Genomic DNA, 20,098 nt, shown 5'->3' on the forward strand with positions numbered 1-20,098 from the left:
CCTAGCGGTGCGTCAGTCGAAGACGGCGGAACTGACCCCGCTGGGCCCTTCGTACTCGCGGTCCTCGATCTTCCTGAGCGCGTCCACGACCTCGCCGTCGCCCCCGTGCTGCTCGGCGTGCTTGACGATGTCGTCCTTGCTCGCGGGGTAGTCGATGCCGGCCAGGGCCTTCTGGATGTCGATCGGGCTCACCATGCCCCGCTCCCTACCCGGCGGTCCGCCGCCGATGCACCGATTACCGTCGGGGCGTGGACGCGGCGACGATCGCGGGGCTGCTCGCGGACCCGGTGCGGCTCAAGGTGGTCGCGGCCCTGGCGCTCGGCGCCGGCACGATCGAGGAGGTCGCCGAGGCCACCGGGCTGGGGCTCAAGGACGTCGCGCTCGCGGCCCGTCGGCTGGCGCGCGCGGGGCTGGTGCACCGCGACGGCCACGCCCTGGCGCTGCGCACCGAGCGGTTCGGCGCCGCCGCGCGGGCCGCCGCCGAGGCCGCGCCCGCACCCCAGCCGCTGTCGGACGACCCGGCGGAGGACGCGGTCCTCTCGGCGTTCGTGCGCGACGGCCGACTGGTGTCGATCCCCTCGCAGCGGAGCAAGCGGCTGGTCGTCCTCGACCACCTGGTGCGGGTCTTCGAACCCGGGGTGCGCTACCCGGAGCGCGAGGTCAACGCGCTGCTCGCCGTCTGGCACCCGGACGTCGCGGCGCTGCGCCGGTACCTCGTCGACGAGCAGTTCCTCACCCGCGAGGCAGGGATCTACTGGCGCAGCGGCGGCCGGGTCGAGGTCTGACCCGCGGTCGACACCTCGACGGGTCGACAGGCGGTGGTGGTGACAAGTCGTTCGACGCCGGAGCCGATCGGGCAGCAGACTCCTCCGGTGCTCCGCCCGTCACCCGACACCTTCGCCGCCCTCGCGCGCTCCTCACCGTGGCGCTGGTCGACGCTGCGGTTCTCCGTCAGCTGGCCTGAGGACCGGTGGAAGCCCGGTGCCGTCCGGGCGTGGCTGCGCCGTCCCGACCTGCTCCGCGTCGAGACGGTCGACGGCGCGCCGCTGCAGGTGGTCCGGGAGCCGGCGCGGGAGGCGGAACCGCGGCCCCGGCTCCGGCCGGACGGGCTGGTGGCGGAGCGGCGCGAGGCGTGGGACCACGCCCTCGACGACCCGATGCACCAGGACTACCACTGGGTGGCGATGCTCGACCCGGCGGAGCTCGCCGACGGTCGTGATCGGGACACCGACGCGCTGGTGGCTGCCCTGGACGTGCTGTCCCTGGCGGAGGTCGAGCACGCCGGGCGGGCGGCCTGGGAGGCCGTCGTCCGGCCGACCGACGCCTACGAGCCGCGCTGCGGCTGCTGCCCGTTGCTCCGCTCGCGGGAGGTGGACCTGGACGAGTACCGCGACCACCCGGAGCACATCCTGGACGAGTACCCGGGCGCCTACCGGGTGCGGCTGGACGTGCAGACCGGCGTCTGCGTGCTGACCGAGGCCCTCGGCGGCGACAACGCGGGACGGGGCCACGACCTGCGGATCGAGGCGGTCGACGAGCCGATGGCCGACGACCTGTTCGTCGAGCCCCGCCGGCGGCGCTGGTGACGTGCTGGAACGGCCGGCCTTCAGGGGCCCGTGCTGGAACGGCCCCGTCCGGAGGCTCGCGCCGAGCGGAGCGAGGGGTGAGGGGGACGGGGTCCTTTCAGTAGCCGGGGCCGACCTGGCCCACGGCGCCGAGCAGGACCCGCAGGGCGGCCAGCTGCTGCTCCCGGGCGGGCGGTCCCGCGGCCGCCCAGGCGTCCAGCGCGCAGTCCGGGTCCTCGGCGGTGTGCCCGCACCCGGGCGGGCACTCGGTCGCGGCCTCGGCGATGTCCTCGAAGGCGGAGAGGACGTCGTCGGCGGTGACGTGGGCCAGGCCGAAGGAGCGGATGCCGGGGGTGTCGATGACCGTCCCGCCGCCGGGCAGGTCGAACAGCACCGCCGACGACGACGTGTGCCGGCCCTTGCCGATCTTGCTGACGTCGCCGGTCGCCCGCAGCGCGTCGGGCACCAGCCGGTTGACCAGCGTGGACTTGCCGACACCGGACTGGCCGACGAAGACGCTCATCCGGTCGCGCAGCCGGCCGACGAGGTCCTCCAGCGGGAGCTCCCGGGACATCGGCACCGCGTCCAGGCTCAGCCCGGCGTAGCGGTCCAGCAGCGGCTCCGCCGACGCGAGGTCGGTCTTGGTGAGGCACAGCAGCGGCTCGAGCCCGCCGGCGTAGGCGGCCACCAGGCAGCGGTCGAGGAAGCCGTAAGCCGGCTCGGGGTCGGTGACCGAGGTGACGACGACCAGCAGGTCGGCGTTGGCCACGACCACGCGCTCGGTGGGATCGGTGTCGTCGGCGGTGCGGCGCAGCGACGTCGCCCGCTCCTCGATGACCACGATCCGGGCGAGGGTGTCCGTGCGCCCGCTGGTGTCGCCCACCACCCGCACCCGGTCGCCGACGACGACGCCGTGCCGGCCGAGCTCGCGGGCGCGCATCGCCGTGACGTCGACCGGCGCGCCGTCGGGCCCCTCGACCCGCACCGTCATCCGCCCGCGGTCGACCGCGATCACCAGGCCGGGGACGGCGTCGGCGTGCGTGGGCCGGGTGCGCGTGCGCGGGCGCGAGCCGCGAGGGCTGGGCCTGACCCGGACGTCGTCCTCGTCCATGCGCCGGGCCCCGCGCTGCGCGCTCAGGAGAGGGCCCCGATCGGCTCGCCCAGCAGGCCGGCCCAGCGTTCCCGGAAGTCGGGGAGGGTCTTGGTGACCGCGTCCGGGCCGGTGACCGCGACGCCCTCGACCGCCAGGCCGAGGACGGCGGCGGCCATGACCATGCGGTGGTCGGCGTAGGAGTCGAGCACCGCGGCCCGCGGGGGCCCGGGCTCGATCTCCAGCCCGTCGGGCAGTTGCCGCACCCGCGCGCCGACGGCGGTGAGGACCTCGTCGAGCGCCTGCAGGCGGTCGGTCTCGTGCCCCCGCAGGTGGGCGATCCCGGTGAGCCGGGACGGGCCGTCGGCGAGCGCGCACAGCGCCGCGAGCACCGGGGTGAGCTCTCCGACCTCGCCCAGGTCCGCGACCAGCGGCCGGATCGCCCCGGTGCCGGTGACCCGCAGGCCCTCGGGGGTCCGGGTCACCTCGGCTCCCATCGCCGGGAGCAGCCGGTCCAGGTGGGCGCCCGGCTGGGTGGTGACGTCGGGCCAGTCGCGCACGGTCACCCGCCCGCCGGTCACCAGCGCCGCGGCGAGGAACGGGGCGGCGTTGGAGAGGTCGGGCTCGACGACGCGGTCGAGGGCGGCGACGGTCCCGGGCGCGACGCGCCAGCCGCGGTCGGTGGCGGCGACGTCGACGCCGTGCTCGCGCAGCGTGGCCACCGTCATCTCGACGTGCGGCATCGAGGGCACCCCGCCGGTCAGCGCGAGGTCCAGGCCCTCGTCGAAGCGGGCCGCGGCCAGCAGCAGCCCCGAGACGATCTGCGAGGACTCGCCGGCGTCGACCTCGACCGGGCCGCCGCGCACCCGGCCGGTGCCGTGCACGGTGAACGGGGCGCGGCCGCGGCCGTCGTCGTCGACCCGCACGCCCAGGTCGCGCAGCGCGGTGATCAGCCCGCCGTTCGGCCGCTCGTGCAGCCGCGGGTCGCCGTCCACGCGGACCGCGCCGTCGGCCAGCGCCGCCACCGGCGGCAGGAACCGCAGGATCGTGCCGGCGAGCCCGGCGTCGACCGTGGCCGGGCCCCGCAGGGTGCCGGGGGTGACGACGACGTCCTCGCCGTCGTCGTCGACCCGCACCCCGAGGGCCCGCAGCGCCGCGGCCATGAGATCGGTGTCGCGCGCCCGCAGCGGGCGCACCAGCCGGCTCGGGCCGTCGGCGAGCGCCGCCAGCACGAGCGCGCGGGCGGTCAGCGACTTCGACCCCGGCAGGGTGACGACGGCGTCGACGGGGGACGGGTGGTGCGGCGCCGCCCAGGCATCGGTCACGAGGACCATCCTGCCCGGTCGCCCGCAACGCACCACCCGGCCCCGTTCGACGGCCCCCTGCAGGGTCCCGCCGCGAGCTTGCGAGTGGCGGGGGGCAGGGGTCCTTTCTCAGCCGGCCTGCGGCTTCTCGGCCTTCTTCACCGGCACCGTGCGGACCAGCCGCCGGTTGGCGAACTCGAACATGGCCAGCTCGGAGAGCTCGCGGCCGTAGCCGGAGCGCTTCACGCCGCCGAAGGGCAGCTCGGGGGAGGAGCCGGTGGGCTGGTTGATCCACACCATCCCGGCCTCGAGGCGGTCCGCCACCGACCGGGCGCGGTCCAGGTCACCGCTCATGACGGTGGCGCCCAGCCCGTAGGCGCTGGAGTTGGCCAGCTCGACCGCCTCCTCGGCGTCCTTCACCTTGTAGACGACGGCGGCGGGGCCGAAGAGCTCCTCGTGGTAGGCCCGCATCTCCGGGGTGACGTCGGTGAGGATCGTCGCCTCGACGAACGCGCCCGGGTGCTCGGGCCGCTTCCCGCCGGCGACCACGGTGGCGCCCTTGTCGATCGCGTCCTGGATCTGCGCGTGCAGGTCCTGGGCGGCCCGCTCGCTGGACAGCGGGGCCAGGGACGTCGACGGGTCGGCGGGGTCGCCGGGGGAGAACGTGGAGAAGGCCTGCTTGAGGCCCTCGACGAAGGGCTCGTAGAGCTCCTCGGTGACGATGAGCCGCTTGGAGGCGGTGCACGCCTGACCGGTGTTCTGCATCCGGCCCATGGTGGCGGCCTTGATCGTGGCGCCGAGGTCCTCGGCGTCGAGGACGATGAACGGGTCGCTGCCGCCGAGCTCGAGCACCGACTTCTTCAGGTGCTTGCCGGCCAGGGCGGCCACGGCGCTGCCGGCCCGCTCGCTGCCGGTCAGGGTCACGCCCTGGATGCGGGGGTCGGCGATGACCTGCTCGACGTCGGAGATGCGCAGGAAGGTGTTGGTGAAGACCCCTTCGGGGGCCCCGGCGTCGGCGAAGAGCTGCTCGATCGCCACCGCGCACTGCGGGGTGATCTCGGAGTGCTTCAGGATGACGGTGTTGCCCAGCACCAGGTTCGGGCCTGCGACGCGGACCACCTGGTAGAAGGGGTAGTTCCACGGCTCGATGGCCAGCAGGACCCCGACCGGCTGGGTCTCCACGACCGCCTCGCCCTTGCCCATCAGCGGCGTGATGGACGTCGGCTCGAGGAAGCCGGGGCCGTTGTCGGCGTAGTACTTGAGGATCATCGAGCACAGGTAGAGCTCGCCGCTGGCCTCGTCCCGGCGCTTGCCCATCTCCTGCGTGATGAGCGCGGCGAGCTCGTCGCGGCGCTCGTCCATGAGCTCGGCGGCGCGCCGGACGACGGCGGCGCGCTCCTCGACCGGCCGCCGGCGCCACTCCTGGTAGGCGGCGTGGGCGCGCTCGACGATCCCGTCGATGGCCTCGGTCGGGGTGAAGTCGAACTCCTTCTCCGTCTCACCGGTGAAGGGGTTGACCGTGGCGTAGCGCCGGTCGGCGCTGTCGCTGGCGGTCTTCGGGTGGTCGGTCGGTGGGGTCTGCGTCGCGGTCACGCGGTGATCCTCGTCTCTCGTCGGGCGTTGCGACAGTGGGCCCTACCCGGGGACCGCGCCCGCACGCGCGGGCACCGACCCGTCGGTGGGCGCACCTAGAGTGCGTGGGGAACAGCCCCGTGCCCTCGAGGAGGCGCCATGTGCGGTCGCTACGCGGCCAGCCGCAAGCCCGAGGACCTCGCCCTCGAGTTCGAGGCGGTCCCCGCCGGCGGGCAGCCCCCGCTGGCCGCCGACTACAACGTGGCGCCGACCAAGGACGTCTACGTGGTGCGGCACGCCCGGGAGCGCGACGCCGAGGGGGTGCCCACCGGCGGTGGCCACCGCGAGCTCCGGTCGGTGCGCTGGGGGCTGGTCCCCTCGTGGGCCAAGGACGTGTCGGTCGGCAACCGGATGCTCAACGCACGGGCGGAGTCGCTGACGGAGAAGCCCGCCTTCCGCAGCGCGGCGCGTTCCCGGCGGTGCCTGGTCCCGGCCGACGGCTGGTACGAGTGGGCCAAGCGCCTGGACTCCCCGGCCAAGCAGCCCTACTTCATCACCCCCGAGGACGGCTCGGTGCTGGCCATGGCCGGGCTCTGGGAGGTCTGGGGCACCGGCGAGGACCGGCTCTACACCTGCACCGTCGTCACCGCCCCGGCGACCGGTGCCCTCACGGAGATCCACGACCGGATGCCGCTGGTGCTGCCGCGGGAGCGCTGGGCCGAGTGGCTGGACCCGGCCCGCGAGGACGTCGCGGAGCTGGCCCGCCCCACCCCACCGGAGCTCGTCGAGGGCCTGGAGCTGCGGCCGGTGAGCCCGGCGGTGAACAGCGTCCGCAACAACGGCCCTGAGCTGCTGGCGCGTGCCGACGGCGTGGACGCGCCCGCCGACCAGCCCGCGCTCTTCTGACGTGGCAGCGGACGACGCCCGTACCACCGCCCCGGTCGACGCACCGCCGCCGGCCCCGCCGCCCGGCGGTGCGCTCCCGGCGTGGGTGGCCGCGGCGCTGACCTTCCTGAGCTCGGGCGCCGTCCTGGTGCTGGAGATCGTCGGCCTCCGGCTGATCGCGCCCTACGTCGGCGTCACGGTGCAGACGAGCACCGCGGTGATCGGGTTCGCCCTCGCGGCGATCGCCGTCGGCGCGTGGCTGGGCGGGGCGACGGCCGACCGGACCGACCCGCGCCGGCTGCTGGCGCCGCTGCTGGTGGCCGGCGGCGCGCTCATCGTGGCCGTGCTGCCGCTGGTCCGCTTCACCGGCTCGCTGCTCAGCGGCGCCGACGCGGGCGGGGTGCTGCTGCTGGCCGCGGTGGCGGTGGTCGTGCCGGCGGCGTTGCTGTCGGCCGTCCCGCCCATGGTGGTGAAGCTGCAGCTGGCCAGCCTCGACGAGACCGGCGCCGTCGTCGGCCGGCTCTCGGGCATCGGCACGCTGGGTGGCATCGCGGCGACGTTCGCCACCGGATTCGTGCTGGTCGCGCTGTTGCCGAGCAGCGTCATCCTGGTGGCCACCGGTGCGGTCACCGTGCTCACCGGGCTGGCGGTGGGCGTGGTCCTGCGGCGCGGCGGCGGGCCCCGGACCGTTCCGGCCGGGCTGCTCGTCCTGACCGTGGTGGGGGGCGGCCTCGCCGCGCTCGCCCCCACGCCCTGCGAGGAGGAGACCGCCTACCACTGCGCGCGGGTGGTGGCCGATCCGGAGCGGCCCTCCGGCCGGGTGCTGATGCTCGACACGCTGCGGCACTCCTACGTCGACCTCGCCGACCCCACCCACCTGGAGTTCGCCTACGTGCGGGCGATCGCCGCGGTCGCCGACGCCGCCTTCCCCCCGGGCGAGCCGGTCTCGGCGCTGCACGTGGGCGGTGGTGGGCTCACCCTGCCGCGGTACCTGGCCGAGGTGCGGCCGGGGACGGAGAGCCTCGTGGTCGAGGTCGACCCCGAGGTGGTGGACATGGACCGCGAGCAGCTCGGGCTGGAGACCTCGGAGCAGCTGCAGGTGCGGGTGGCCGACGGCCGGGTGGGGCTCGCCGAGGAGCCGGTGGGGGAGCGCGACCTCGTCGTCGGGGACGCCTTCGGCGGGCTCTCGGTGCCCTGGCAGCTCACGACCCGGGAGGCGCTCGAGCTGGTGGACCGGGCGCTGGCCGACGACGGTGTCTACGCGGTCAACCTGATCGACCACCCGCCGCTGTCCTTCGTCCGCGCGGAGCTGGCCACGATGCGCGAGGTGTTCGGCCACGTGGCCCTGCTGGCCCGCGCGCCGGTGCTGGCCGGGGAGGACGGCGGCAACGTGATCGCGGTGGCGTCGCAGCAGCCCCTCCCGGTGGAGGAGATAGCCGCGGCGCTGAGCGACCGGGAGCTGGTCTGGCAGGTCGCCGAGGGGGAGGAGCTCACCCGCTTCATCGGTGACGCCCCCCTGCTGACCGACGACTTCGCCCCCGTCGACCAGCTCCTCACGCCGTACGGCGCGCCCTGAGCTCAGCGCCCGATCGCAGCCGTCCGGGCCCGGGTCAGGCGCACCAGCTCGGCCGGGGGCAGCTCCAGCTGCAGCCCGCGCTTGCCGGCGCTGACCAGCACGGTGGGGAAGTCCAGCGCCGAGGAGTCCACCACGGTGGGCAGCAGCTTGCGCTGGCCCAGCGGGCTGATGCCGCCCAGCACGTAGCCGGTGGCGCGCTCCGCGTCGGCCGGCTCGGCCATCGCTGCTCTCCGCCCGCCGGCGGCCGCCGCCAGCGCCTTGAGGTCCAGGGTGCCGCTGACCGGCACGACCGCCACGGTGAGCGCGCCGTCGACGCGGGTGACCAGCGTCTTGAACACCTGGTGGGGATCGGCGCCCAGCGCGGCCACCGCCGCCTCGCCGTGCCCCTGGTCCGACGGGTGCTCAGGGTCGTAGGGGTGCAGGGAGTGGGCCACCTTCGCCTGCTCGAGGACCCGCACCGCCGGGGTTGCCGCCACGGCGGGGGAGCCTAGCGAGATCCGTCGCCCGGGAATGCGGTCGGCGGGCGGCGCCGTTGGACCGGCCGTGAGCAGCACCCTCTCCCCCCCTCGCGCCAGGGCCGCGCACCGACGTCCCCCGGGCCGTCCGGACGCCGCGCGGCTAGGATCGACCGATGTGGCGCCCCGCGTCCGGGGGCCCCAGAGAGGACGGTCGGTGCCTGAGGAGTCCGCGGTCGAGAACACCGGTCAGCTGCCCGAGGTGACCCCGGCGGAGGTGCCGGAGGCGCGGGAGGGCGGCAGCCGCACCGAGCTCGCCGAGACCCGCGCCGAGCGGGACGCCCGGTTCGAGCGGGACGCGCTGCCCTTCCTGGACCAGCTCTACCCGGCGGCCCTGCGGATGACCCGCAACCCGGCCGACGCCGAGGACCTGGTGCAGGAGACGTTCGTCAAGGCCTACTCCGCGTTCCACCAGTTCGCCGAGGGCACGAACCTCAAGGCGTGGCTGTACCGGATCCTCACGAACACCTACATCAACAGCTACCGCAAGAAGCAGCGGCAGCCGCAGCAGTACCCCACCGACCAGGTGCAGGACTGGCAGCTGTACGCCGCCGAGGAGCACACCTCCTCCGGCCTGCGGTCGGCCGAGATCGAGGCGCTGGACCACCTGCCCGACTCCGACATCAAGGAAGCGCTGCAGCAGCTCCCGGAGGACTTCCGGCTGGCGGTCTACCTGGCCGACGTCGAGGGCTTCGCCTACAAGGAGATCGCCGAGATCATGGGCACGCCCATCGGCACGGTGATGTCCCGGCTGCACCGCGGTCGACGCGGGCTGCAGAAGCTGCTGGCCGACTACGCCCGCGAGCGCGGATTCGTCCGCGCCGGGGCCGGTGAGGAGGCGACCCGCCCGTGAGCGACGAGCACGGGGCCGGCGAGCCCCTCGACATCAACTCGTGCGACGACGTCCTCACCCACGTCTTCGAGTTCCTCGACCACGAGACCTCCGACGAGCGCCGTGGCGTCATCGCCGAGCACCTCGACGAGTGCTCCCCCTGCCTGCGCCAGTTCGGCATCGAGCAGGAGTTCAAGGCGCTGGTGCGCCGGCGGTGCGGGGGCGACAAGCCGCCGACGGGCCTTCGGGACCGGATCAAGATGCAGCTGACCAGCGTCTCCTTCGAGGAGGACGGCACCCAGGTCAGCGTCGAGCGGTTGACGATCGAGCGCTCGCAGGAGCGCCCGATCGCCTAGCACCTGCAGACGCCAGAGGCCCAGAACCCGACGGGTTCTGGGCCTCTGGCACATGGCCCCCTGCAGGGTCCCGGCGCGAGCGTGCGAGCGACGGGGGGCAGGGGGTCCTTTCAGGCGTTGGGGCGCTTGCCGTGGTTGGCCTTGTTCCCCTTGCGGGAGCGACGCTTGCGTCCGCGCTTGGACATCGCTGCCCTCCTCTCATACTGCTGGTGGGCCGGGCGGCCCAGGATCGGTGCGGGGCCCGTGACCGGCGCACGCGGGGTGCGCGGCGCCGATGGACCCGCCAAGCTGACCCGACAAGCCTCTCACGGGAGGTCCCGGCCGTGCGCCGGGCAGGGCGAGCGCAGGAGGAGCAGCAGTGCCGCAGCTGGGGATCGAGACCGTCCTCGTCGCCGGACGGGGGCCGGCGGGGTGCGCCGCGATCCGCGCGTGCCAGCGGCTCGGTCTCAAGGCCGTGGCGGTGCACAGCGAGACGGAGCGCTCGGCCCGGCACGTCCGCCTGGCCGACGACGGTGTGCTGCTGGGTCCCGCGCCGGCCGCGGAGTCCTACCTGGCCGTCGACCGCATCGTCGAGGCGGCCCGGCGCCGCGGCGCGGACACGGTGCTGCCCGTTCCGCCGGCGCTCGCCGGCAACGCCCGCCTGGCCGGCGCGGTCATCGGTGCGGGGCTGCGCTGGGCCGGCCCCGACCCGGAGGTTCTCGAGCGGCTGGGCGGGGACGGCGTGGAGCCGGCCAGCGAGCGCGGCTTCCTGGCCTGGGTGACCGCCGAAGGGTTGCGGTTCACCACCCCGGTGGCCCGGGACCGCGCCGCGGGCATCGCGCGGGTGTCCTGGACCCCCCGCGAGCCCGGCCGGCTCCCGGTGGCGGCGCACCGCCTCGCCGAGGTCGGCTGGCGGGGGCCGGTCACCGTCGGGATCGCGCCCGACGGCGAGCTGGCCGAGGTCGCCGCCGGCTTCTCGCTGGACATGGCGGTGCTCGAGCGGTCGCACGGCGTGGACGCCGTCGAGCTCGCGCTGCGCAGCGCGGCCGGCCCCCGGGACGACGACCCGGGCCCCGACGCCCGCCCCGCGCCCCGGGCGGCGGTGGTCGCGCAGCTGCGGTCCACGCTGCCGCCGGGGACCGCCGGGCGGATCAGCGGTCGCCTTCCGGGATCCGGCCGGGCCCCGGTGGCCGAGGGCGGTGCCGAACTCGCCGCGGTCAGCGGCTACGACCCCGGCGACCGGCTGGACGGCTGGTACGACGCGTTGCTGGCCACCGTCAGCGCCGGGGCGGACGACGTGGCCGCGGCCGCCGGCCTCGTCCGGTCGGCGCTCTCCGGTCTGCCGGAGACCGGCGTGCCGCACGACGGGTCGGAGGTGTGCGCGGTGCTCAGCCGGCTCGCCGAGGGTCGTGCCGTCCCGGCGTCCTGACGTCCGCGCCGCGTGCTTGGATGGGCCCTCACGGTCGAACGGGCGCGGGAGGTACCGGTGGCGGTGGAGGAGATCCACGCGGAGATGGTCTCCAGTGTCTGGAAGGTGCTCGTGCAGCCCGGTGCGCAGGTGTCCGCCGGTGACACGCTGGTGATCCTGGAGTCCATGAAGATGGAGATCCCCGTGCTCAGCGAGCACGCGGGCACCGTGCAGGAGCTCCACGTGGTGGAGGGCGAGGTGCTGCAGGAGGGCGACCTCATCGCGATCGTCGCCCAGTCCTGAGGAAGGACCCCGTCCCTCCACCCCTCGCAGGCTCGGGACCGGTCCCCTGGACGGGGCCTCACACCTCGCGGGCGTAGACCAGCAGGTCGATGCCGGGGACGGGCGTCCAGTCCCGCTCCGGCAGGCGGGTGAAGCCCAGCCGCTCGTACAGCCGGTGCGCCGCGGTCATGCGGGTGCCGGTGGAGATGACCACGCGCCGCCGGCCGGCCGCGCGGGCCCGGGCGAGGCACTCCTCCACCAGAGCCGCGCCGACCCCGCGCCCCTGCGCCCGCGGGTCGACCACCAGCATGCGGAATCCGGCCTCGTCGGGGGACTCGAGCACCTCGCCGAACTCGCCGCCCGGCACGAACGCCACGCTGCCGACCAGCCGGCCGGCCCCGTCCCGGGCGACCAGCAGGTCGGCCACCCGGGCGCGACCGGCGACGTCGGCCAGTTCGGCCGCGTAGCCCGCCGACGCCAGCCCGCCGTCGACGTATACCTGCACGGTCAGCGCGGCGATCCGGTCGTGGTCGGCGGGGACGGCCGGCTCGATGCGCACGGCGGGGAGGGAGAGCACGGGCACCAGGCTAGGGACCGGACGGCGTCCCCCTCGCCCGCCGGGGGCGGGGCCCGGGCCGCGTCCTAGGCTCGGGCCACCATGAGCAGCCTCTCCGAGCGCCTCACCCGCGGAACGGCGTCGAGCCCCGCGAAGATCGACCACGCGCGGCGCCTGGTGGCCGACTGGCAACTGCTCGCCGACCTGGCCTTCGCCGACCTCACGCTGTGGGTGCCGCTGTCCTCGGGGTCGTGGTGGTGCGTGGCCCAGGTCCGGCCGCTCACCGCACCGACCAGCCGGCCGGAGGACATGGTCGGCGTCGAGGTGGGCGCCGAGACCGCGGGCCCGTTCGTCGTGGCGCTCCGCGAGGGCCGGCCAGTGACCGACGGGGACCCCGACTGGTCGGGCCCCACGCCGCGCCGCCGCGAGGTCATCCCGGTGCGGCACGAGGGCGTCGGCGTCGCGGTGCTGGCCAAGGAGACCAACCTCGCGGTGACGAGGTCGCCGTCCACGCTCGAGCTCACCTACCTCGACATCGCCGCCGACCTCTGCCTCATGGTGTCGGCGGGGACCTTCCCGCCGGCCAAGCTGCAGGACGCGGAGATGAGCCCGCGCGTCGGGGACGGGCTGGTCCGCCTGGACAAGGCCGGGCGGGTGACCTATGCCAGCCCGAACGCCCTCTCCGCGTACCGCCGCATCGGCGTGGTCGGCGACCTCGCCGGGGCCGTCCTCGCGGAGGTGACGTGCCGCGCGGTCACCGACCGCGTCGCGGGGGAGGCGGCGGCCGCGGGCATCACCGCGGCGCTCGGCGGGCGCCACCTCGACCCCGTGGACGTCGAGGGCGCCAGCGCGACGCTGCTGCTGCGGGCCCTGCCGCTGGAGCCACCCGGCGCCGAGCACGGCGCGCTGGTGCTGGTCCGCGACGTGACCGACGTGCGGCGGCGGGACCGGGCGCTGCTCACCAAGGACGCGACCATCCGGGAGATCCACCACCGGGTGAAGAACAACCTGCAGACGGTCGCGGCGCTGCTGCGTCTGCAGGCCCGCAGGATGACCGAGCCCGCGGCCCGGGCGGCGCTGGAGGAGTCGGTGCGCCGGGTGACCTCGATCGCCGTGGTCCACGAGACCCTCGCGGGCAGCCGGGAGGACGTCGTCGACGTCGACGACGTCCTGGACCAGGTGCTCCCGATGCTCGGCGACCTGACGAGCGTGGGGCCGGCGGCCCGCACGCGGCGGACCGGCTCGTTCGGGGAGCTCCCCGCGGTGGCGGCGACCCCGCTGGTCCTCGCGGTGACCGAGCTGCTGCACAACGCGGCGGAGCACGCCTTCCCCGAGGGGGAGCTGGGCGTGATCGAGCTGGTCGCCGAGCGGGACGGGGACGACCTGCGGGTGCTGGTCCGCGACGACGGCCAGGGGCTGCCCCCCGACTTCGACCCCGCGGCGAGCGACGGGCTGGGCCTGCAGATCGTCCGCACACTGGTCATCAGCGAGCTGGGCGGGAGCCTGGCGATGGGCCCGCTGGAGGGCCGGTCGGGTACCGAGGTCGTGCTGACGCTGCCCGGGAGCGCCTGGCCGCGCCGCTGACCCGCACCGGCCCCGGACGCCGCCGAGGCCGGCCCGGGAGGTCCCGGACCGGCCTCGTGGCGGTCGGTGCGACAGCGGTGGTGCGGTCGCCGCCGGGTGTGCCGGCGGCGCGGTCGTGCCCGGTCGTCAGGCGGTGGTGACCCGGGTGCGAGCCTGGCGCCGCTTCAGCGCGCGCCGCTCGTCCTCGGAGAGCCCACCCCAGACACCGGAGTCCTGGCCGGAGCGCAGGGCCCAGTCCAGGCACGACGAGACCACCGGGCAGCGCTGGCACACGGCCTTGGCCTGCTCGATCTGGACGAGCGCGGGGCCGGTCGTCCCGATCGGGAAGAACAGCTCCGGGTCCTCGTCCCGGCAGAGCGCGCGGTGGCGCCAGTCCATGGCGTTGTACTCCTCGATGTCGTCTGCGGTCGGTACGTCAGTCGCATGTGCTCGGTCGGCCATCGCCGAGCCCCACACCGGTCACCCAGCGCCACGGCGGCAGCGACTATCTGCTTTGTTACCGGCAGGTTGCGTTCCAGCAGCGATGTTTTCACGTGCCGGACGCCTGTCAAGCGATTCGGGGTCGACGCTGACCCCCGCGTGAGCAACCTCACCACGGCCGTGCTAGGCCCGCCACCCGGCAGGAGGAAAACGTCGCGCGGATGCTCAAGAAAGGTGTGTCACGCGATGACGCGCAGCGCGTCGGGGACGTTCCGGATCCGGACCCCCGTGGCGGTTCCCAGGTGGTCGCCGTCGACCTGCCATCCCTGCGGCCGGACGGCGGTCACGGTGAGCTGCTGGAGGTCGTGCCACCGGTGCAGGCCGCGCCCACGCAGGTCCGGCTCCGGGCGCATGGTCTGGCGCAGGGCGCGCAGCATCCGCCCGGTGGTGGTGCGGCCGAGGGCGAAGACGTCCAGCCCGCTGTCGAAGGACGCCTGCGGCGTCGGGTTCACCGGCCGGGCGCCCAGGTAGGTCCAGGGGCTGACGTTGGACACCAGGCAGAGGAACAGCCCTTCGACGGGCGGTTCTCCCGGCACGTGGACGGTCATGGCCGGGCGGCGCCGCTCCCGGCCGAAGAGGAACGCGTTCGTCCCCTCCCGGACGTACAGCGCGCCGGTCGACCGCCGCCCCCGGGACCGGTGGGCCTCGACCCGGGCGATCACCTCGGCGTCGAACCCGAAGCCGGCGGCGAACACGAACCACCGGGGGGCGCTCCACCCCGGGCCGTCGGCGTCGGCCTCGGCCCGGGCGACCGCCTCGGCCGCCGCCGGCGCGACCCCGGTCACCGCCGCGGTGCTGGTGCCGGTGGCGCTCGCGGTGCCGAGCGACACCGAGCGGGTCCGCCCCGCGCGCAACGAGGCGAGGATCTCCGCCGTCGCCTCCACCGGGTCCCGCGAGCGGCCCAGCGCCCGGGAGAAGACGTTGGTCGACCCGCCGGGCACCACGGCCAGCGCGGGCACACCCGGTCCGGGTCCGTCGGCGAGCAGGCCGTCGACCACCTCGTTGACGGTGCCGTCGCCGCCCAGCGCGACGACCACGTCGATGCCGTCGGCGGTGGCCCGGGCGCCGAGTTCCCGGCCGTGCCCGCGGTGCGTGGTCTCGGCGACGTCGACCTTGAGCTCGCTGGCCAGCGCGCCCACCAGCACGTTGCGCGTCTTGGCGGTGGTCGTCGTCGCCGCAGGGTTGACCACCACGAGCGCGCGCATGCCGCCAGGCTAACCAGCGGGTCGCGGCGCACGGGGGAGGGAGCCGGTGCGGACCGGGGGGGACGGCCGGCCGCGTAGTCTCGCCGTCGTGACCGAGGACTGCGGCACGCCCACCCCGCCGCCCCGTCGCCTCGCCGACCGGCTGTTCGGCGCCACGGCGGCGCAGCCCGCGCCGCGCCCCGCCGGGCCGGTGACGCACGCGCCGCCGTCGTTGCGCCGGGCGGCGCTCGTGGTGGCCCTGGAGGGGGCGATCCTCGGCGTCCTCGCGCTGGTGCTGCTCTACCTCACGCTGACCGGCGACCCGGACAGCGTCGCCCGGGCCCTCGCCGAGGTGGTGCTGGCGACGCTGGCCGCGGGGGTGCTCCTCGCCGGCGCGCGCGGGCTCTGGCGGGTGGCTGCCTGGGCCCGCGCGCCGGTGATCGCCCTGCAGCTGTTCCTGGGGCTGACCGGCTTCACCTTCGCCTTCTCGGCCCAGCAGCCGCTGATCGGGCTGCCGATCCTCGCGATGGTGGTCGCGGTGCTCTACCTGCTGGCCGCCCCCGACTCGCGGCTGGCCTACGAGGACAGCTGAGCGAGGACCGGCCCGCTCACACCAGGTCGATCACGTCGGCGATCGAGTCGCAGACCCGGCTCGGCCGGAACGGGAAGCGGCTGACCTCGCTCGCCGCGGTGGAGCCGGAGAGCACCAGCACCGTCTCCAGGCCGGCCTCGATGCCGGCGACGACGTCGGTGTCCATCCGGTCCCCGATCATCATCGTGGACTCCGAATGGGCCTCGATCCGGTTCATCGCGCTCCGGAACATCATCGGGTTGGGCTTCCCGACGAAGTAGGGCTTCGCGCCGGTCGCCGCGGTGATCATCGCGGCCACCGAACCGGTCGCCGGGAGCGGGCCCTCGGGGGAGGGGCCGGTGACGTCGGGGTTGGTCGCGATGAACCGGGCGCCGTTGCCCACCAGCCGGATCGCCCGGGTGATCGCCTCGAAGGAGTACGTGCGCGTCTCGCCGAGGACGACGTAGTCGGGGTCGGTGTCGGTGAGGGTGTAGCCCGCCTCGTAGAGCGCCGTGGTGAGCCCGGCCTCACCGATGACGTACGCCGAGCCGCCCGGCAGCTGCGTGGTGAGGAAGTCCGCCGTCGCCAGCGCCGAGGTCCAGATCGCCTGCTCGGGGACCAGCAGGCCGCTGCGGCTCAGCCGGGCCGCCAGGTCGCGCGGCGTGAAGATGGAGTTGTTGGTCAGGACGAGGAAGCGCCGCCGCCGCTCGACCAGCCGGTCGAGGAACTCCTTGGCCCCGGGCAGGGCGTTCCCCTCGTGGACGAGGACGCCGTCCATGTCGGTCAGCCAGCACTCGATCGGTCCGCGCTCGGTGGTCACGGGGAGAACGCTAGCGGCGCGGTCCCGATCGGTCATCCGAGGCGAACGACGCGAGCGCGTCGTCGGTCAGGCGGAAGACGGTCCACTCGTCCATGGGGACGGCGCCGGCGGCCGCGTAGAACGCGATCGACGGGGTGTTCCAGTCCAGGACGGACCACTCCAGCCGCGAGTAGCCGCGGTCGACGCAGACCTGGGCGAGCGTCCGCAGCAGCTCCCTGCCGAGGCCCGTGCCCCGGTGCCGGGGCTGCACGTAGAGGTCCTCGAGGTAGATGCCGTGGGTGCCCCGCCAGGTCGAGAAGTTGAGGAACCACAGCGCGGTGCCGACCACCTCGCCCCCGACCTCGGCGACGTGGCCGAAGAGGGCGGGGGAGTCGCCGAAAAGGCAGGCGGTGAGCTGCTCCTCGGTGAGCCGCACCTCGTGCAGGGCCTTCTCGTACTCGGCGAGCTCCCGCACCAGGCCGACGACGGCGGGCACGTCCTCGGGTCGGATCGGCCGCACGCTCACGACAGCCCCCGTTCGCTACCGCGGGACGCTCCGCTCCTCGGTCGCTGTCCCCCGCAAGCGGGAGGTGCCTCCAGCCTGCGGCGATGCTCACGTCCCTGTCCGCTCACGACAGCGCCTCCTTCAGGCGGTCCGGCACCAGCCGGCTCAGCGGCGAGAGCACCGGCACCAGCACGGGGGCGAGCAGGTAGCCGTAGGCGAGCACGCAGCCGGTCACGACGGGGGCCACCGCGAAGCCGATCACCAGCAGCACGGCGGTGGCGACCAGCCCGTAGGGGCGCCCGCTCCTGGGGCTGACCAGCGACCGGAAGGAGCGGAACCGGATGTTGGTCACCATCAGCACCGCCGGGACGGCGACGACGAGCAGCACCCAGAGCCGGTCGCGGCCCTGCATGTCGTCGCCGAAGGCGAACACCGAGGCCAGCACGACCCCCGCTGCACCGGGGCTGGGCATGCCGGTGAAGTACCGCTTGTCGGCGGTCGGGTCGATCGTGGTGTTGAAGCGCGCCAGCCGGATCGCCGCGCACGCCACCCACAGGAAGCAGACGACCCAGCCCAGCGGGTCCCACTCGTCGCGGCCCTCGGAGAAGAGGGTGAAGGCCAGCAGCGCCGGGGCCAGGCCGAAGGAGACGAGGTCGGCCAGCGAGTCGAACTGCAGGCCGAAGGGCGTCACCGCCCCGACCAGGCGGGCGACGGCGCCGTCGGTGATGTCGAACAGCACCGACAGGCCGATCAGCACCGCGGCCAGGGTGTACTGGCCCCGGATGGACACGAGGATCGCGGCGAAGCCGCAGAGCATGTTGGCGAGCGTGAACAGGCTCGGCAGCGTCGCCAGCGCCCGGCGCCGGGAGCCCCGGACCGAGCCCCGGACGAACTCCACGGTGGCCGTGCGGCGGGTCTGGGGCGGGCGTTCACCGGATGCGGAGCTGGGCACGGAGCCTCCCTCAGCGGGCCGAGGGCCAGCGGGCGATGACGGTCTCGCCGCCGCGCACGCGCTGCCCCTCGGTCACGGTGATCGTGCACTCGCGCGGCACGAACACGTCCATGCGGGAGCCGAACTTCATCAGACCCATCCGCTGGCCGGTGGCGAGGTGCTGCCCGGGGCCGGTCCGGGTGACGATCCGCCGCGCGAGCACGCCGACGATCTGGCGGAAGACGACCGTGCGCTCGCCGTTGCGCAGCCACAGCTCGCTGCGCTCGTTCCGGTGCGCCGACTCCTTGCGGTAGGCCGCGAGGAAGCTGCCCTTGGTGTAGGAGCTCTGCACGACCTCCCCGGAGTACGGCGAGCGGTTGACGTGCACGTCGACCACCGAGAGGAAGACGCTCACCTGCTGCCAGTCGCCCTCGGGGGCGACCCCCTCCTGCGGCTCGCCGGCGACCATCACCACGCCGTCGGCGGGCGAGAGGACCTCGTCGGGCGACGGCGGCGCGGTGTCGCAGCGCCGGTCGGGGTCGCGGAAGAACAGCGCCATGTACGCCGAGACGGCCAGGAACGGCCAGACGGCCCGTCGGCGTCCGGCCACGCCCAGGGCAGCGGCGGGGAATAGGGGTCCGGTGATGAAAGGCCACCCGGCCCGGTCGATGCGCATCGTGTCCGAACGGTACCGGGCCACCCTGGACCGCCCGGGTCAGGCGGGCGGGGAGGCGCGGTCGGGGTCGGCGCCGAAGGCGGTGGTGCGTACGCGGGGAGGGCCGCCGTACCAGTCCAGGCACACCATCGTGGCGTCGTCGCGCAGGTCACCGCCGGTGGCCCTCAGCACTGCGGCGCCCAGCTCCTGGACGACCTCGCGGGGGTGCAGGGCCGCGCTGCCGGCCAGAGCGGCCGCGACGTCGAGGGAGGCGGCGTTGCGCTCCAGCATCCCGTCGGTCAGGAAGACGATCCGGTCGCCGGGCTCGAGCGGGAAGGACTGCACGGTGAAGGCCCTGCCCGGGACCACGCCGAACGGCGGCTCCACGGCCAGCTCGACCTCCGTCACCTGCCCGCCGCGGAGGCGCAGGGGGAGCGTGTGCCCGGCGTTGACGATCGCCGCGGCACCGGTGTCGAGCTCCACCCGCAGGAGCTGCCCGGTGACGAACTGCCCCGGGTCGAAGCTCTCGGCGAGCGACTCGTTGGCGTACCGAGCCTGGCCCGCCAGGTCCAGGCCCCTGCGGCGCCCGTTCCGGAGCGCCCCGACCAGCAGGGTCGCCAGGAGCGCGGCCTCGACCTGGTGCCCGACCGCGTCGGTGATGGACAGCTGCAGGAAGTGCCGGTCCAGCGTGTAGTCGAAGGTGTCGCCACCCACCGAGCTGGCCGGCTCGAGCCACCCGGCGAGGGTGAACTGGCCCGCCTCGCAGGTGTAGGAGGCCGGCAGCAGCCGGCGCTGGATCTCCGCGGCGAGCGCGAAGGGCGTGGAGCGCTGTCCCCACTCGAAGACGTCGGTGTGCCGGCGCGCGGCGATGAGCACGTAGGCCAGGGCGTGGGCGGCGCTGCTGATGTCGGCGACCTCGTCGCTCGACGGGTACCGCGGGACGTCGAGCTCCAGCAGACCGATGGCGTCGCCCCGATCGGTCACCGGGACGATCAACCGGGCCCCGTCGTCCATCGGCTCGACGTCGGCCAGCTGGGTGCGCAGCACCCGCTCGTACCGCGTGCCGGGCAGCGGTAGCGTCTCGGCCTGCTCCGCGCCGTGGCTGCGGGCGCCCTCGACCCGGCCGGCCGCCGTGAGGCGGACGACGGCCCGTCCGCTGACGTCGGCCAGGAGGAGCGCCACCGCACTCGCGTCGACCATCTCGCCCAGCTCGGCGGCGACCACCTCGACGGCCTCGATGGGGGCTGCCGCCTCCACCTTCTGCAGCACCGCGCCGACGTCGATCACAGAGCCTCCTGGTGTCGGCGGTGGACCAACCCGTTCGTTCGTCCACCGCTGATCGTCTGTGCCCCGCGGCTCCCCGGAGCGAACGTGCTGCTCACCACGGGCGCCGGGCCGCCCGGCGACCCCGTCGGGGGGCGCCCCGGACGACGGACGGCGCCGGCCGACGGGTGTCGACCGGCGCCGTC

At 74.9% G+C, this 20,098-nt stretch carries 24 protein-coding genes; 10 read left to right on the forward strand and 14 right to left on the reverse strand.

Annotation, left to right across the window (positions count from 1 at the left end):
• Positions 1 to 12 precede the first annotated feature (12 nt).
• Positions 13 to 195 carry a DUF2795 domain-containing protein gene (locus ACI792_RS07780; protein WP_456602092.1) on the reverse strand — a complete coding sequence of 61 codons (183 nt, stop codon included), beginning with the start codon at positions 193 to 195 and terminating at the stop codon, positions 13 to 15.
• A gap of 53 nt (positions 196 to 248) precedes the next feature.
• Between ACI792_RS07780 and ACI792_RS07785 the strand changes: the two genes are divergently transcribed.
• Both ACI792_RS07785 and ACI792_RS07790 read left to right on the forward strand, forming a co-directional pair.
• A complete protein-coding gene (locus ACI792_RS07785; RefSeq protein WP_456579225.1) occupies positions 249 to 785 on the forward strand; it encodes a DUF2087 domain-containing protein in 537 nt (178 codons plus the stop codon).
• Between the two features lie 87 nt (positions 786 to 872).
• Positions 873 to 1,586, forward strand: coding sequence for a hypothetical protein (locus ACI792_RS07790; RefSeq protein ID WP_456602093.1), 714 nt, complete (start codon positions 873 to 875; stop codon positions 1,584 to 1,586).
• Between the two features lie 97 nt (positions 1,587 to 1,683).
• On the opposite strand, the gene rsgA is transcribed toward ACI792_RS07790, so the two are convergent.
• The 3 genes from rsgA to ACI792_RS07805 form a co-directional block, all read right to left on the reverse strand.
• Positions 1,684 to 2,676 carry a ribosome small subunit-dependent GTPase A gene (rsgA, locus tag ACI792_RS07795; protein WP_456602094.1) on the reverse strand — a complete coding sequence of 331 codons (993 nt, stop codon included), beginning with the start codon at positions 2,674 to 2,676 and terminating at the stop codon, positions 1,684 to 1,686.
• Between the two features lie 23 nt (positions 2,677 to 2,699).
• Positions 2,700 to 3,980, reverse strand: a complete 1,281-nt coding sequence (gene aroA / locus ACI792_RS07800) for a 3-phosphoshikimate 1-carboxyvinyltransferase (protein WP_456602095.1) — start codon at positions 3,978 to 3,980, stop codon at positions 2,700 to 2,702.
• Positions 3,981 to 4,088: 108 nt separating this feature from the next.
• A complete protein-coding gene (locus tag ACI792_RS07805; RefSeq protein WP_456602096.1) occupies positions 4,089 to 5,552 on the reverse strand; it encodes an NAD-dependent succinate-semialdehyde dehydrogenase in 1,464 nt (487 codons plus the stop codon).
• Between the two features lie 138 nt (positions 5,553 to 5,690).
• Here ACI792_RS07805 and ACI792_RS07810 point away from each other — a divergent pair, with 138 nt between their 5' ends.
• Positions 5,691 to 6,437 (forward strand): SOS response-associated peptidase, encoded by a 747-nt coding sequence (locus ACI792_RS07810; protein WP_456579220.1) that lies wholly within the window; start codon positions 5,691 to 5,693, stop codon positions 6,435 to 6,437.
• A 1-nt stretch (position 6,438) separates the two neighbouring features.
• The gene (locus ACI792_RS07815) at positions 6,439 to 7,992 is read left to right on the forward strand and encodes a fused MFS/spermidine synthase (protein ID WP_456602097.1); all 1,554 of its coding nucleotides are present in this window, start codon (positions 6,439 to 6,441) and stop codon (positions 7,990 to 7,992) included.
• A 2-nt stretch (positions 7,993 to 7,994) separates the two neighbouring features.
• On the opposite strand, the gene ybaK is transcribed toward ACI792_RS07815, so the two are convergent.
• Positions 7,995 to 8,468 carry a Cys-tRNA(Pro) deacylase gene (ybaK, locus tag ACI792_RS07820; protein WP_456602098.1) on the reverse strand — a complete coding sequence of 158 codons (474 nt, stop codon included), beginning with the start codon at positions 8,466 to 8,468 and terminating at the stop codon, positions 7,995 to 7,997.
• 196 nt (positions 8,469 to 8,664) lie between these two features.
• Here ybaK and ACI792_RS07825 point away from each other — a divergent pair, with 196 nt between their 5' ends.
• Both ACI792_RS07825 and rsrA read left to right on the forward strand, forming a co-directional pair.
• Entirely contained in the window at positions 8,665 to 9,360 is a 696-nt protein-coding gene (locus ACI792_RS07825; protein ID WP_456579217.1) for a sigma-70 family RNA polymerase sigma factor, read from the forward strand.
• Positions 9,357 to 9,695, forward strand: coding sequence for a mycothiol system anti-sigma-R factor (gene rsrA, locus ACI792_RS07830; protein WP_456602099.1), 339 nt, complete (start codon positions 9,357 to 9,359; stop codon positions 9,693 to 9,695). The genes ACI792_RS07825 and rsrA overlap by 4 nt, the downstream gene beginning before the upstream one ends.
• A 110-nt stretch (positions 9,696 to 9,805) precedes the next feature.
• Here rsrA and ACI792_RS07835 read toward each other — a convergent pair whose 3' ends face one another.
• On the reverse strand, positions 9,806 to 9,880 hold the full coding sequence (locus tag ACI792_RS07835; RefSeq protein WP_014377707.1) for a 50S ribosomal protein bL37: 75 nt from the start codon (positions 9,878 to 9,880) through the stop codon (positions 9,806 to 9,808).
• A 173-nt stretch (positions 9,881 to 10,053) separates the two neighbouring features.
• On the opposite strand from ACI792_RS07835, the gene ACI792_RS07840 reads away from it, so the two are divergent.
• Complete coding sequence (locus ACI792_RS07840) at positions 10,054 to 11,103, forward strand: biotin carboxylase N-terminal domain-containing protein (RefSeq protein WP_456602100.1); 1,050 nt, start codon at positions 10,054 to 10,056, stop codon at positions 11,101 to 11,103.
• A 57-nt stretch (positions 11,104 to 11,160) separates the two neighbouring features.
• The gene (locus tag ACI792_RS07845; RefSeq protein ID WP_456602101.1) at positions 11,161 to 11,385 is read left to right on the forward strand and encodes a biotin/lipoyl-binding carrier protein; all 225 of its coding nucleotides are present in this window, start codon (positions 11,161 to 11,163) and stop codon (positions 11,383 to 11,385) included.
• Between the two features lie 58 nt (positions 11,386 to 11,443).
• On the opposite strand, the gene ACI792_RS07850 is transcribed toward ACI792_RS07845, so the two are convergent.
• On the reverse strand, positions 11,444 to 11,941 hold the full coding sequence (locus ACI792_RS07850; RefSeq protein ID WP_456602102.1) for a GNAT family N-acetyltransferase: 498 nt from the start codon (positions 11,939 to 11,941) through the stop codon (positions 11,444 to 11,446).
• Between the two features lie 81 nt (positions 11,942 to 12,022).
• On the opposite strand from ACI792_RS07850, the gene ACI792_RS07855 reads away from it, so the two are divergent.
• Positions 12,023 to 13,504: a sensor histidine kinase gene (locus tag ACI792_RS07855; RefSeq protein ID WP_456602103.1), complete on the forward strand. Its 1,482-nt coding sequence runs from the start codon at positions 12,023 to 12,025 to the stop codon at positions 13,502 to 13,504.
• Between the two features lie 126 nt (positions 13,505 to 13,630).
• Here ACI792_RS07855 and ACI792_RS07860 read toward each other — a convergent pair whose 3' ends face one another.
• Together ACI792_RS07860 and ACI792_RS07865 are read right to left on the reverse strand one after the other, a co-directional pair.
• Positions 13,631 to 13,882: a WhiB family transcriptional regulator gene (locus ACI792_RS07860; protein WP_456602104.1), complete on the reverse strand. Its 252-nt coding sequence runs from the start codon at positions 13,880 to 13,882 to the stop codon at positions 13,631 to 13,633.
• Between the two features lie 281 nt (positions 13,883 to 14,163).
• On the reverse strand, positions 14,164 to 15,189 hold the full coding sequence (locus tag ACI792_RS07865) for a diacylglycerol/lipid kinase family protein (protein ID WP_456602105.1): 1,026 nt from the start codon (positions 15,187 to 15,189) through the stop codon (positions 14,164 to 14,166).
• A gap of 88 nt (positions 15,190 to 15,277) precedes the next feature.
• Here ACI792_RS07865 and ACI792_RS07870 point away from each other — a divergent pair, with 88 nt between their 5' ends.
• The gene (locus ACI792_RS07870; protein WP_456602106.1) at positions 15,278 to 15,760 is read left to right on the forward strand and encodes a hypothetical protein; all 483 of its coding nucleotides are present in this window, start codon (positions 15,278 to 15,280) and stop codon (positions 15,758 to 15,760) included.
• A gap of 16 nt (positions 15,761 to 15,776) precedes the next feature.
• Here ACI792_RS07870 and ACI792_RS07875 read toward each other — a convergent pair whose 3' ends face one another.
• From ACI792_RS07875 to ACI792_RS07895, 5 genes are all read right to left on the reverse strand, one after another.
• Positions 15,777 to 16,559 carry an HAD-IIA family hydrolase gene (locus ACI792_RS07875; protein ID WP_456602107.1) on the reverse strand — a complete coding sequence of 261 codons (783 nt, stop codon included), beginning with the start codon at positions 16,557 to 16,559 and terminating at the stop codon, positions 15,777 to 15,779.
• A gap of 10 nt (positions 16,560 to 16,569) precedes the next feature.
• Positions 16,570 to 17,064, reverse strand: a complete 495-nt coding sequence (locus ACI792_RS07880; RefSeq protein ID WP_456602108.1) for an N-acetyltransferase family protein — start codon at positions 17,062 to 17,064, stop codon at positions 16,570 to 16,572.
• Positions 17,065 to 17,167: 103 nt separating this feature from the next.
• Positions 17,168 to 17,995, reverse strand: coding sequence for a CDP-diacylglycerol--serine O-phosphatidyltransferase (gene pssA / locus ACI792_RS07885; RefSeq protein WP_456579206.1), 828 nt, complete (start codon positions 17,993 to 17,995; stop codon positions 17,168 to 17,170).
• A 10-nt stretch (positions 17,996 to 18,005) separates the two neighbouring features.
• Positions 18,006 to 18,650, reverse strand: coding sequence for a phosphatidylserine decarboxylase (locus ACI792_RS07890; RefSeq protein ID WP_456602109.1), 645 nt, complete (start codon positions 18,648 to 18,650; stop codon positions 18,006 to 18,008).
• A 39-nt stretch (positions 18,651 to 18,689) separates the two neighbouring features.
• Positions 18,690 to 19,916 carry a PP2C family protein-serine/threonine phosphatase gene (locus ACI792_RS07895; RefSeq protein WP_456602110.1) on the reverse strand — a complete coding sequence of 409 codons (1,227 nt, stop codon included), beginning with the start codon at positions 19,914 to 19,916 and terminating at the stop codon, positions 18,690 to 18,692.
• Between the last annotated feature and the right edge of the window lie 182 nt (positions 19,917 to 20,098).

This window comes from Blastococcus sp. SYSU DS0669, from assembly GCF_054050895.1.

What these genes read in the sequence shown, in the direction of transcription:
- ACI792_RS07810 (WP_456579220.1), top strand. Translation starts at nt 5,691, where the DNA reads ATGTGCGGTCGCTACGCGGCCAGCCGCAAGCCCGAGGACCTCGCCCTC.
- ACI792_RS07890 (WP_456602109.1), bottom strand. Translation starts at nt 18,650, where the DNA reads ATGCGCATCGACCGGGCCGGGTGGCCTTTCATCACCGGACCCCTATTC.
- rsgA (WP_456602094.1), bottom strand. Translation starts at nt 2,676, where the DNA reads ATGGACGAGGACGACGTCCGGGTCAGGCCCAGCCCTCGCGGCTCGCGC.
- ACI792_RS07860 (WP_456602104.1), bottom strand. Translation starts at nt 13,882, where the DNA reads ATGGACTGGCGCCACCGCGCGCTCTGCCGGGACGAGGACCCGGAGCTG.
- ACI792_RS07865 (WP_456602105.1), bottom strand. Translation starts at nt 15,189, where the DNA reads ATGCGCGCGCTCGTGGTGGTCAACCCTGCGGCGACGACGACCACCGCC.
- ACI792_RS07780 (WP_456602092.1), bottom strand. Translation starts at nt 195, where the DNA reads ATGGTGAGCCCGATCGACATCCAGAAGGCCCTGGCCGGCATCGACTAC.
- ACI792_RS07855 (WP_456602103.1), top strand. Translation starts at nt 12,023, where the DNA reads ATGAGCAGCCTCTCCGAGCGCCTCACCCGCGGAACGGCGTCGAGCCCC.